The organism is Streptomyces sp. LX-29 (assembly GCF_029541745.1).
Classification (GTDB): Bacteria; Actinomycetota; Actinomycetes; order Streptomycetales; family Streptomycetaceae; genus Streptomyces.
The window spans coordinates 517,898-529,659 of record NZ_CP089746.1; the positions used below are offsets into that span (position 1 = coordinate 517,898).

Sequence of the window (11,762 nt, forward strand, 5' to 3'; positions counted from 1 at the left end):
CCGCAACCAAGATCACGGCCCGGAAGGCTTGCGTCAGTACACGTCGCGTACATACCGCTTGTCCGCGGCCAGTTGTTTGACGTACAGGGTCGCCGCCTCCTCGTCGAGCCCACCGTGGGCGACGGCGATGTCGCGGAGCGCCCGGTCCACGTCCTTGGCCATGCGGGAGGCGTCCCCGCAGACGTAGAAGTGCGCGCCGTCCTGGAGCCAGGACCACAGCAGGGGTCCGTGCTCACGCATCCGGTCCTGGACGTAGACCTTGGCGCGCTGGTCGCGGGAGAAGGCGGTGTCCAGTCGGGTGAGCACGCCCTCGTGGAGGTAGTCGGTCAGCTCCCGCTCGTAGGAGAAGTCGGTGGCCCGGTGCTGCTCGCCGAAGAAGAGCCAGTTGGGCGCGTGGTGGCCGCGGGCGCGGCGCTCGTCAAGGAAGCCGAGGAAGGGGGCCACCCCGGTGCCGGGGCCCACCATCACCATGGGCGTGGCCGGGTCGGCCGGGGGCCGGAAGTGCGCGGAGCGCTGCACGAAGACCGGCACGGGGGTGTCGGGGGCGGCGTCGGCGAGGAAGGGCGAGCACACCCCCTTGCGGGGGTGTCCGAGCGGGCTCTCGTACCGGACGACGGAGATCGTCAGGGACACCCGGTGCGGGGCGGTGAGCGGGCTGGACGATATGGAGTACAGCCGCGGCTGGAGCCGCCGGAGCACCTCGGTCCACTCGCCGGCGGTGGCGCGCACCGGATGCTCGATGACCGCGTCCACGGCCTGCCGGCCCCAGGACCACCGGGCCAGGTCGCCCTTGTTGTCGGGGCGCAGCAGCTTGCGCAGCTCCCGGTCGTGGGTGCGGTCGGCGAGGAAGCGCAGCAGGGCGGGGGTGAGCGCGGTGATGTCCAGGTGCCGGTGCAGGGCCTCACGGAAGGGGACATGGCCGAGGCCGTCCAGCGCCACCTCGGCCTCGGAGTCCAGTCCGGTGACGGCCAGCCACTCGGCCACCAGATCGGGACAGTTGACGGGGCGTACGCCGAGCGCGTCGCCCGCCTCGTAGATCAGCGGCGTCTCGCAGTCGCGCGTGTCGAAGGAGACGCGGCGCACCTCCTTGCCTGCTCCGGGGCGGCTGAGCAGCCGGTTCTCGGCGAGGCGGGCAATGACCGGGGCCTGCTTGGTGCCCAGGCCGGTCCGCGGGCCGGTGCCCAGGGCGGTTCCGGGGGCGGTGCCCGGGTCCTTGCCGAGGCCGGTGCCCGCGCCTGTTCCGGGGGCGGTGCCCGAGCCCGTTCCGGTTCCGACACCCGTGCCCGTTCCGGGGGCGTCGTCGGTGAGCGCGGCCAGGACCTGGTCGAGCCAGGCCAGCGCGGAGGGCTCGTAGTCGGGTTCGCAGTCGGTGCGCGGCGCCAGGCGCTCCGCCCCCAGCTCGCCCAGGCGCTGGTCCAGGCGGCGGCCGTGGCCGCAGAAGTCGTCGTAGGAGGAGTCGCCCAGCGCGAGCACCGCGTAGCGCAGACTGTCCAGCCGTGGGGTGTCGGGGGCGGACAGGGCGTCCCAGAAGTCGGAGCCGTTGTCGGGGGCGTCCCCGTCGCCGAAGGTGCTGGTGATCACCAGCAGATCGGCGGCCGTCGGCAGCGCGTGGGGGTCGGCGGCGTCCATGCCGAGCAGCTTCGCCCGGTGGCCGGTGGCGGCGAGCCGGTCGGCTGCCGCCACCGCGAACTCCTCGGCGTTGCCGGTCTGCGAGGCCCACAGCACGATCACCTCGCGGCCCGCGGCCGGCTCGGCCGGGTCGGCGGCCCGGTGGTCGGGGGCGGGCCGTGCGGCGCGCGAGTACAGCCCGGCCAGCACGCCGTTCACCCACAGCGTGTGCTCGGGGGTGAACGGAGCCACCGCCGGCAGTACGGGCACGCCGGGCGCGCCGGTGCCGAGCCCGGCCAGGAAGCCGGTCAGATAGCGCCGCTCGTGTTCGGCGAGCACCGGCGGGGGTCCCGTCTCCAGCCCGAGGGCCCCCGCGACGGCGGTGACCGGGGCCGGGTCGAGGGACGGGCCCCCGCCGGAGGTGGGGTCCGAGACCACGCCGGAGAGCGCCTCCGAGGCGGCGTTCGAGGTCGAGACCACCGCCACACCACGGGCCCCGGCCGCGGTCTCGGACTCGGGGGCCGTCCCGGGCGCCGTCGGCGGCGGCCCCGCGACCCGGCTCAGCGCGACCGCGCAGACCTTCAGTTCGGGCTGCAGGGAGATCGGATCCACCGCGTCGCTGGTGACCGCGTTGACGCAGCGGTACTCACCGAACAGGTCGTTCCAGTGGAACGGCGCGAAGCAGCACCCCGGCCGCACCCGGTCGGTCACCACCGCCGGCAGCACCGCCCGCCCGCGCCGCGAGGCGACCTCCACCGCGTCGCCCTCCGCGATGCCCAGGTCGCGCGCGTCCTGCGGGTGGAGCTCCACGAAGGGGCCCGGGTCGAGCCGGTTGAGCTTGGCGACCCTGCCGGTCTTGGTGAGGGTGTGCCACTGGTGCTGGAGCCGCCCGGTGTTGAGCACGAAGGGGAAGTCGTCGTCGGGCATCTCGGCCGCGGGGAGGTGCGGGCGAGCGTAGAAGACGGCGCGGCCGCTGGCGGTGGGGAAGACCGGCCCGCCGTCCCCGGACACATAGCGGACGGGGTTGCGGTCCGGGCCGTCGGCGGTCGCCGCGGGCCACTGCACGGGCGTGGTCCGCAGCCGCTCGTAGCTCACCCCGCGCAGGTCGTAGCCGGTCGTGGGGTTCCAGGCGCGCTTGATCTCCTCGAAGACCTCCTCGGCGCTGGCGTGGTCGAACCCCGTCTCGTACCCCATGGCGCGGGCCACTCGGGCGATGATCAGCCAGTCCGGCAGCGCCTCGCCGGGCGGGTCCACGGCCCGCTGGGCGAGGGTCAGGTTGCGTTCGCTGTTGATGAGGACGCCCTCGGCCTCCGCCCACAGCGCGGCGGGCAGCACGACGTCGGCGTAGGCGTTGGTCTCGGTCTCGGCGAAGGCGTCCTGGGTGACGACGAACTCCGCCTTCTCCAGCCCCTCGATCACGGTCCTGCGGTTGGCGACCGAGGCGACGGGGTTGGTGCAGATGATCCAGCACGCCTTGATGTCGCCGTCGGCCATGCGCCGGAACATCTCCACCGTGCCCTGCCCCGCCCCGTCCTCGCGGAGCGTGCCCGCGGGCAGCTGCCACAGCTCCTCGACGAAGGCGCGGTCCTCCGCCACCAGCACCGACCGCTGGCCCGGCAGCCCCGGCCCCATGTAGCCCATCTCGCGGCCGCCCATCGCGTTGGGCTGGCCGGTGAGCGAGAAGGGGCCGCTGCCGGGGCGGCAGATCGCTCCGGTGGCCAGGTGCAGGTTGACCAGCGCGTTGGTGTTCCAGGTGCCGTGGGTGGACTGGTTCAGCCCCATCGTCCAGCAGCTCATCCACTCGCCGGCGGCCCCGATCCACTCCGCCGCCCGGCGGATGTCCTCCTCCGGTATGCCGGTGAGCGCGGCGACGGTCGCCGGGGGGTAGTCGGCGAGGAACTCCGGCATCGCCTCCCATCCCTCGGTGTGCTCCGCGATGAAGTCGGGATCGGTGTCGCCGTTCGCCACCAGCAGCTGCAGCAGTCCGTTGAGCAGCGCCAGATCGGTGCCCGGCCGGATCTGGAGGAACAGGTCGGCCTTCTCGGCGGTGGCCGTGCGCCGGGGGTCGACGACGATCAGCTTCGCCCCGGCCCGCACCCGCTCCATGAGCCGCAGGAAGAGGATCGGGTGGCAGTCGGCCATGTTGGAGCCGATCACCAGGAAGACATCGGCCCGGTCGAAGTCCTGGTACGAGCCGGGCGGCCCGTCGGCGCCGAGCGACAGCTTGTAGCCGCTGCCGGCGCTGGCCATGCACAGCCGCGAGTTGGACTCGATCTGGTTGGTGCGGATGAACCCCTTGGCGAGCTTGTTCGCCAGGTACTGCGCCTCCAGGCTCAGCTGTCCCGACACATACAGCGCCACCGCGTCCGGGCCGTGCTCGTCGATGATCGCGCGGAACCGTCGGGCGGTCTCCTCGATCGCCGCGTCGACGCCCACGGTCTCGGGCTCGGCGCCGCGACGGGGCCGCGCCAGGGCGGACTCCAGTCGGCCCGGCGCGGCCAGCAGCTCGGCCGTCGTCGCTCCCTTGGTGCACAGTCGTCCGAAGTTGGCGGGGTGCTGCCGGTCCCCCGACGATCTGCGGACCCTGCGCCGCCCGTCCGCGCCGACCGCGACGTCGAGCACGATGCCGCAGCCCACCCCGCAGTACGAGCAGACCGTCCGCACCGCGCTCCCGCCGGTCTCCGCCTCCTGTCCGGGCACCCCGCGCCTCCCTGGTGAACAGCCTGATCGACCCTGCGCACCGACGGTACGAGCCGCCGGTTACACCGGTGTCACACGCGCTGATCATGGCTGGTTACACCGGTCACACAGCGGCCGGAGGCGCGGTGTGAGGGCGGGGCGTCGCAGGTCAGGGCGGGGGCGGCCGGGTCAGGGCCGGGTGTCCCGGTCCGAACGGGGCGGGAGGAGGGTGACGCGGAAGGCCCGCGGGGCGCCGATGTTCCCGGCCGGGTCGATGGTGCGGTACTCGATGGTGTGCGTCCCGTACTCCGGGGTGGCGTCGTCCCAGGGGACGACGCGCGGGGTGCCGAGCTTGCCGTAGACCAGGCCGTCGATCTCGGTGCCTGAGGGGGTGAACCGGAACGGGGCCTCGGCGTCGGTCGGCCAGCCGTAGTAGCTGTACCAGCCGTCCCCGTCGACCCGGAACTCGATGACGGCGGCTCCGGCGTGATCGTCGCGGGCGGTGAGCTTCATGGTGAACGGCCCGTCGTAGACGTACTCCACCGGTCGGCCCGGTGTGCGCACCGTGCGCAGCGGGTCGGACAGCTCATACCGGGCGGGGGCCGGGGTGGCGTCGACGGTCCAGGTGAGGGCGTGGTCGGTGCCGGGGATGCGGGCGGTGAGGGTGTGGTCGCCGGGGCGGAGCTTCAGGGTGGACAGGTCGAGGTCGCGGTCGTTGCCCGGGTTGGCGACGGGTCGACCGTCGAGGCTCCAGCGGACCGGGACGACGCGCCGGTCGGGGTGCGTGGTGTCCGCGTGGACGACGCCGGAGGCGCCGACGGGCGCGTCGGTGGCGGTGTGCCCGGTGAAGGCGGGTGCGGTGGTGACGGGCCGGGTGGTGACCGCGGTGTCGACGGTCCACCGGACGGTGCGGGTCAGCGCCGCCGAGCCGCGGACGGCGGGGTCGCGGACGAAGGGGGTGGGGTCGGTGACGGTGGCGGTGAGGGTGTGCCGGCCCGGGTCGAGGTCCAGGGTGCGCAGATCGAGGCCGCGGGCGTTGCGGGTGCCCGGGACCCGGTCGCCGTCCACGCGCCAGACGACGTCGAGTTCGCCGCCGACCGGGTGGAGCACGTCGACCCAGGCGATCCGGTCGGCGCCGAGCGGGGCGGCGTTGGGGGTGTGCTCCTGGACGAGGTCGACCCTGGCCGCCAGCGCCTGGGTCATGATCTCGCGTTCCACCTGGTCGAAGGCGTAGCCGAGGGTCTTCATCATGGAGTGCCGGCTGGGCCGCCAGACGCCCCTGGTGCTGTACAGGCCGCCCTCGTAGCGACCGATGCGGCCGCCGGACTCGCTCTCCTCGCCCAGCCAGCGCCACCACTTCCTGCGCTGCTCCCGCATCTCCGACGCGCTGAGCAGCGTGTGGTGGGCGGAGGAGGGCTCACCGCCGGCGTACGTCCCGCCGGGCACACCGCGCGCGTAGTAGTCGTACTCGTCCTGGAGCTTGCCGAGGGAGTGGCCGATCTCGTGCGGGGTGATCAGCGAGGAGAGCGCGTTGCCCCCGGAGGCGGTGGCGTGGGTGCCGCCCGCGCCACCGTAGGTCCGGCTGTTGGCGAGCGCGACGATCTGGCGGTTGCCGCCGGAGGTGCCGGGGACCAGGTCGGCCAGGGCGGTGGCGGCGGCGCTGTCCACGGTGAGCAGCCGTCGCACGCTGTCGGCGTCGCAGCCGCCCCAGAAGCCCATGTTCAACGGGGTGTCACGGCGTGGCGCGTCCAGCCCGGGGTCGCAGTCCACGCCCGAGTCGCGGGACGGCAGCTCCACCGCCCAGACGTTGACGTACGAGCGGTAGGAGGCGAACGGCTCGATGCTCCACAGCACGTTGAGGTGGCGGTCGACGTCGGCCCGGAAGTCGGGTATCTCGTCGGCCGTGTAGCCGTCGCCGAGCAGGATCAGGTTGAAGCGCTTGTCCGCAGGTCCGGTCCGCTGCACGGGCACCACGGTGGCCCCGTCGATCACGGTGGCCTTGTCGTTCGCGGTGGTCTTGTCGTTCGCGGTGGTCACGGCGGCCCCGTCGGTCGCCGTCGCGCCGTCGGTCGCGGTCGCCGGCCGCGGCTCGGGGCGGTTCCCCGCCGTGGGTGGGGCGGCGCCCAGCGCACAGGCGGCCAGGAGCACACCCGTCGCGGCCAGGAGCGTGGTGCGCCGCCTTCCGGTGGTGCGTCGGTCAGGAGTCGCCATGGTGGTGCACCCTCCCCCTCGCTACGACATGTGGTCGCGGTGGCGGGAGCGTACGGGGTGGACCAACGGGCCGTAAAGGGAGGCGTGTTGCTCAGCTGGCCGGTTCGCGGCGGGTGTCGTCGGTGGGTCGTACGGAGGCGGCCGGCGGCCGCTCGCGCAGCGCTCCGTAGGCGATGAAGTAGGCGGGCAGGCGGCGCAGCAGGGGCAGCGCGCCCAGGATCCGGGCGGCCCGCGGCGGCCGGTCCGGCTTGGTGAGCATGCGCGGGTCCTGCATCGGCGAGCGCCCGGCGAGGATCGGCTCGATGAGGCGGGCGTGGGCGAACCGCTGGAGCCCTTGGGTGGCCGCCGTGGTGGGCCAGCGACGGAGCTGGACGCGGCGGACGTCGCCGACCCGGACGGTGCCGGTGCGCAGCGGCTCGACGAGGTGACGGGCGGCGGCGACGGCGTCCTGGACGGCGAGGTTGATGCCGATGCCGAAGACGGGTGACATCGCGTGGGCGGCGTCGCCGATGCACAGCAGGCCGGGCCGGTACCAGCGGCCGAGCCGGTCGAGGCGGACGTCGAGCAGCCGCACCTCGTCCCAGGAGCGGAGGTGGTCGGTGCGCTCGGCCGCCCAGGGGGCGGCGGACGCGAACTGGGCCCGGAACCGGTCGAGTCCGGCGGCGCGGCGATCCGGATCGGTGCCCTTGGGGATCAGCGCGGCACACTGCCAGTAGTCGCCGCGGTCGATCATGGCCGTGAAGAAGCGGTCGCCGACGTTGCCGACCAGCCCCCGCGGGTCGCCCTCGCGCCGGGGCAGCCGGAACCACCAGGCGTCCATCGGGCAGGGGAACGCCCGCAGCCGCAGCTCCGGCAGGTCGCGCGCGAGCGAGCCGCGGCCGTCGCAGGCCACCGTGAGCGTCGCCCGCAGCTCGCCGGTGGTGCCGTCGGCGGTGCGGTAGCGGACGCCGGCGACCCGGCCCCGCTCGCGCAGGAAGCCGGTCGCCTCGGTGTTCATCCGCAGCCGGAAGGAGGGCTCCCGCCCGGCCTCGTCCGCGAGCAGGTCGAGCAGGTCCCACTGCGGGACCATCGCGATGTACGGGTACTTCCCCGGGAGCGTGCTCATGTCGGCGACGGTGAGCAGCCCGCGGCCGGGGCCGATCGGCAGCTGCACGGTGGTCACCCGGCGCTGCGGCAGCCGGGCGAAGCGCTCGGCGAGACCCAGGTCGTCGAGCAGGGCCAGGGTCGACGGGTGCACGGTGTCGCCCCGGAAGTCCCGCAGGAAGTCGCCGTGCTTCTCCAGGACGGTGACCTCCACCCCGGCGCGGGCCAGCAGCAGCGCGAGGACCATCCCGGCGGGGCCTCCGCCCACGACGCAGCAGCGGGTGTGTTCCATGGAGTCCGTCCCTCCGTCTCCGCGGCCCGTCCCCCGCCTTCCGTCCTCTTGTCATGCAAACACACCCCCACGTCAAGTGTGCGGCGCCGCGCTGCGCCGGTTGGCGGTACAGCGGATGCCGGGGGACGGGGCCCGGCGCAGCGTAAAGGCATGATCCTTCCCCCGCGCCGCAGGGGCCGCGCCGCAGTCGTGGCGGCCCTGTTCCTGACGTTCGCGGCCGCCGGTTGCTCCGACGCCGGCGACGCCGCCATCGGCACCATCAACTACCAGACGAAGCACCACCACGGGACCATCACCAATCCCACGACGGACGGATGTCACGCCCTGCACCCGGACGGCGCCCTGAAGGTGGAGAACGACACCTCCGCGGACATCCTGCTGTTCACGGACCCCGGGTGCCGACAGCCCAAGGGCACCGACGTCACCTATCTGGCGACGACCCTGAGCGACAACCCCGCGCCGGGCGCGGGGGCGTGGCACAGCTTCTCCATCGTCAAGTAGGCGCGCTGTCCGGATCGGTCCACCCAGGAGCTGCCACCCTGGCCGGGGCGCGGCCGCGGGCGCCGGTCGGCGGCCGGTGGGGGTTCAGTACCCGACGGTGAACCGGGTCCGGTGGTGCTCGGGCCGCTCGGCCTCGTCGAGCAGCGCCACCGCGAGGTCCTCCATGGAGATCGCCGACCGGCCCTCGGCGTCGACGACCAGTTCGTCGCCGCCGAGCCGGTAGGCCCCGGTGCGCTCACCGGGCTCCAGCAGCGCGGCCGGGCTCAGATAGGCCCAGTCCACCACGGTCTCGGCGCGGCAGACCGCCAGTTGGCCTTCGCAGGCGTCGGCGATGGGGCGCCAGGAGGCGGGGAAGTCGGGGGCGTCGACCACGGTGTCGCCGCCGGTGCCGGGCACGATCAGGCTGCCGGCGCCGCCGACGAGCAGCAGCCGGACGCCGGTTCTCGCCAGGCCGGCCAGCAGTCCCCGGGCGGTGGTGACCAGGTCGCCCTCGCGGCCCGGCACCGGTCGGGTCGCGCTGATCACCAGGTCCTGCCCGGCACTCAGCACGGCCACGTCCTCGGGGTCGGCGGCGTCGCCGGTCCGGGCCTCGGCGTCGGGGTGCAGCCGATCAAGACGGGCCGGGTCACGGGTGACGGCGGTGACCCGGTGGCCGCGGGACAGGGCCTCCGTCACCACGCGGCCGCCCACGTTTCCGGCGGCTCCGAAGACGGTGATGCGCATGGTTGTTCGCTCCTCATGGTCGGGGTCGGCCGGATCGACGGCCTGGAATGGACTGGTTGGAAGAATTCGGGGGAAGTCGGGGGAAGTCGGGGGAATATGAGGGATGGCAAGAGACGAACGGGATCGCCCGGGAGGGGGTCGACCGGGCTGGCGGTCGGGGCCGCCGATCAGTTGACGGACGAGGCCGGCTCGCGCTCGACCGGTGCGGCCGGGGCGCCCCCGGCCGACGCGCCCGGCTCACGCCCCGACACGGCGGTGATCCGCGCCCGTGTCACGGCGGTCGGGCGCCGCGCCCCGCCGCCACGGAGCTGCCCGGCGACGAGGGCGCCGAGGATGACCAGGCCGCCCACGGCCTGGAGAACGGTGAGTCGCTGGTCGAGCGCGAGCCAGCCGAGGACGGTGGCGACCAGCGGGCTGAGCAGGCCGAGGAAGGTGACGTTGGTGGGCGACAGCTCTCGGATGCCGCGGAACCACAGGGCGTAGGCGAGCGCGGAGCCGATGACGGCGAGGTAGGCGTAGCCCGCCAGGTTGCCCGCGGTCAGCGTGGAGGGCGGCGCGCCCTCCACCACCAGGGTGACGGGGAGCAGCAGCAGGCCGCCCGCGGTGAGCTGCCATCCGGTCGTCGCCAGGAGCGGCGCGGGCGACGGCCACCGCTTGCTGAGCACGACGCCGGTGGCCATCACCACCGCGCCGCCGACGGCGGCCGCGACGCCGAGGCCGTCCAGCCGCGCGTCGGCGCGGAGCACGAGCAGACTGACCCCGGCCACCCCCGCGATGCCCGCGATCGCCGTCCGCGCGGACATCCGCTCGCCGAGCAGGCCCGCGGCCAGCCCCGCCGCCAGCAGCGGCTGGATGGCGCCGATGGTGGCCGCGACCCCGCCGGGCAGCCGGTAGGCGGCGACGAACAGCAGCGCGAAGAAGACTCCGATGTTGAGGGCGCCGAGCACCAGCGCGCGCCACCACCAGTCCCCGCGCGGCAGTCGCCGGGTGACCAGCACGAGCACGAGACCCGCCGGCAGCGCCCGTACGGCCGCGGCCAGCAGCGGGCGTCCCGGAGGCAGGAGTTCGGTGGTGACGAGGTAGGTGGTGCCCCAGATCATGGGCGCCAGCGCGGTCACGAGGATGATCCCGAATCGATTTCTTAGCACTAAGGAAATGTATCTCATCGCTAAGGTATTTGGCTAGAGTGAGCGATGTGACAGACCACGTGGACCATGTGTTGGAGCAGTGGGGCAGAGAGCGCCCCGACCTGGATGTGTCGCCGATGGCGGTGCTGGGGCGCCTGAAACGACTCACCCGGCTGATCGACGCCGAGCTACGCAAGACGTTCGCCGCGCACGACCTGGACCCCGCCTCGTTCGACGTCCTGGCCACCCTGCGGCGCAGCGAGCCCCCGCACCGCCTCACCCCCGCGGAGCTGATGCGCTCGTCCATGGTGACCTCGGGCGCCATCACCCAGCGCCTCGACCGCCTCCAGGCCCGCGGCCTGGTGAGCCGCACCCCGAGCGCCGCGGACGGCCGGGTCGTCCATGTCGCGCTCACCGACGAGGGCCGCGCCCTCATCGACCGGGCCCTGCCGGACCACATCGAGACCGAGAACCGGCTGCTCGCCGCCCTCCCGAAGGGCGAGCGCGACGCGCTCGCCGACACCCTCCGAACCGTGCTGGAGTCGCTGGGCGACACAAGGGACTGAACCGAACCGGCCATGAGCCTGTGCCCGGGCCCCCGTGCGCGTGCCCCTTGAGGGTCGGGTCTCGCGCCCTTCGGATGGCCGGGGCACAGGCATGTGGTGAGAACGCACACGCCGTGGCCGGGGCACACGCGCGCGGCCGCGGCGGCACGGAGAACCCCACGGCTCGGAGGAGAGCCGCGGGGCGGGGGCGCAGGCGCTACGCGCGCGTCCGCGCGACGGTGCCCCGCCGCTCGAACTCCATGATCCGTTCCATGGTGGCCGCGACGTCGGCGCCGACCTCGCGCTCCAGCAGCCACAGCGCGCCGTCGATGCCGGAGCTCACGCCGCCGGTGCACACCAGATCGCCGTCGTCGACGACGCGGTTCGGCCGGACGTCGGCGCCCTTCCCCTTCAGGTAGTCCTGGGCGGCGTGGTGGGTGGTGCTGGGCCGCTTGCCGACGAGTCCGGCGGCCTCGAGCAGGATCACACCGGTGCAGACGCCGAAGAACGTCAGCCCGGGTCGGGCGGCGGCGGCCAGGGCGCGCGGGAGGTCACCCTTGTCGATCTCGGTCCAGACCCCGGTGCTGTTCCGCTGGCCGAAGCCACCGCCGGGCACGACCAGGACATCGGCCTCGGCCGGGTTCCAGGCGCCGGGCACGACCACCTCCATGCCGAACCGACCCTTGACCCGGCCGGGCCCGGAGCTGGTCACCAGGGTGGTCTGCACCGGCTTCCCCAGCTTGGCGGCCCCGCCGAAGACCTCCAACGGGCCGACGTAGTCCAGCTCCTCGACCCCTTCGAACAACACGATGTGCACCCGCAACGGATTGCTCGCATCCCGCTTGACCGCGCGGGCGGGCGCGGCGGCGGGCTCGGCGGCCCGCGCCGTCCCCGCCGCTGATCCCACCGCGAACACACCCGCGCCAGCCGCCGCGGTCCTGAGCAAGCCTCTACGTTCCATGAACCCGTTCCGTCCTCAGAGATTCCAATGTG

The 11,762-nt window shown here is 73.9% G+C and carries 8 protein-coding genes; 2 read left to right on the top strand and 6 right to left on the bottom strand.

Going from position 1 to position 11,762, the window contains the following annotated elements; translation table 11 throughout:
- Positions 1 to 33: 33 nt before the first annotated feature.
- From LRS74_RS02385 to LRS74_RS02395, 3 genes are all read right to left on the bottom strand, one after another.
- A complete protein-coding gene (locus LRS74_RS02385) occupies positions 34 to 4,308 on the bottom strand; it encodes a bifunctional nitrate reductase/sulfite reductase flavoprotein subunit alpha (RefSeq protein ID WP_277739389.1) in 4,275 nt (1,424 codons plus the stop codon).
- Between the two features lie 168 nt (positions 4,309 to 4,476).
- Positions 4,477 to 6,498: a M64 family metallopeptidase gene (locus LRS74_RS02390; protein WP_277739390.1), complete on the bottom strand. Its 2,022-nt coding sequence runs from the start codon at positions 6,496 to 6,498 to the stop codon at positions 4,477 to 4,479.
- 91 nt (positions 6,499 to 6,589) lie between these two features.
- Entirely contained in the window at positions 6,590 to 7,873 is a 1,284-nt protein-coding gene (locus LRS74_RS02395) for an FAD-dependent oxidoreductase (RefSeq protein WP_277739391.1), read from the bottom strand.
- A gap of 150 nt (positions 7,874 to 8,023) precedes the next feature.
- Between LRS74_RS02395 and LRS74_RS02400 the strand changes: the two genes are divergently transcribed.
- Positions 8,024 to 8,374 carry a hypothetical protein gene (locus LRS74_RS02400; RefSeq protein ID WP_277739392.1) on the top strand — a complete coding sequence of 117 codons (351 nt, stop codon included), beginning with the start codon at positions 8,024 to 8,026 and terminating at the stop codon, positions 8,372 to 8,374.
- A gap of 84 nt (positions 8,375 to 8,458) precedes the next feature.
- Here LRS74_RS02400 and LRS74_RS02405 read toward each other — a convergent pair whose 3' ends face one another.
- Positions 8,459 to 9,097 carry an NAD(P)H-binding protein gene (locus tag LRS74_RS02405; protein ID WP_277739393.1) on the bottom strand — a complete coding sequence of 213 codons (639 nt, stop codon included), beginning with the start codon at positions 9,095 to 9,097 and terminating at the stop codon, positions 8,459 to 8,461.
- Between the two features lie 167 nt (positions 9,098 to 9,264).
- On the bottom strand, positions 9,265 to 10,245 hold the full coding sequence (locus LRS74_RS02410; protein ID WP_277739394.1) for an EamA family transporter: 981 nt from the start codon (positions 10,243 to 10,245) through the stop codon (positions 9,265 to 9,267).
- Positions 10,246 to 10,292: 47 nt separating this feature from the next.
- Between LRS74_RS02410 and LRS74_RS02415 the strand changes: the two genes are divergently transcribed.
- Complete coding sequence (locus tag LRS74_RS02415) at positions 10,293 to 10,790, top strand: MarR family transcriptional regulator (RefSeq protein WP_277739395.1); 498 nt, start codon at positions 10,293 to 10,295, stop codon at positions 10,788 to 10,790.
- Between the two features lie 196 nt (positions 10,791 to 10,986).
- Here LRS74_RS02415 and LRS74_RS02420 read toward each other — a convergent pair whose 3' ends face one another.
- On the bottom strand, positions 10,987 to 11,730 hold the full coding sequence (locus LRS74_RS02420; protein WP_277739396.1) for a DJ-1/PfpI family protein: 744 nt from the start codon (positions 11,728 to 11,730) through the stop codon (positions 10,987 to 10,989).
- Positions 11,731 to 11,762: the final 32 nt, after the last annotated feature.

What these genes read in the sequence shown, in the direction of transcription:
- LRS74_RS02420 (WP_277739396.1), bottom strand. Translation starts at nt 11,730, where the DNA reads ATGGAACGTAGAGGCTTGCTCAGGACCGCGGCGGCTGGCGCGGGTGTG.
- LRS74_RS02395 (WP_277739391.1), bottom strand. Translation starts at nt 7,873, where the DNA reads ATGGAACACACCCGCTGCTGCGTCGTGGGCGGAGGCCCCGCCGGGATG.
- LRS74_RS02405 (WP_277739393.1), bottom strand. Translation starts at nt 9,097, where the DNA reads ATGCGCATCACCGTCTTCGGAGCCGCCGGAAACGTGGGCGGCCGCGTG.
- LRS74_RS02400 (WP_277739392.1), top strand. Translation starts at nt 8,024, where the DNA reads ATGATCCTTCCCCCGCGCCGCAGGGGCCGCGCCGCAGTCGTGGCGGCC.
- LRS74_RS02390 (WP_277739390.1), bottom strand. Translation starts at nt 6,498, where the DNA reads ATGGCGACTCCTGACCGACGCACCACCGGAAGGCGGCGCACCACGCTC.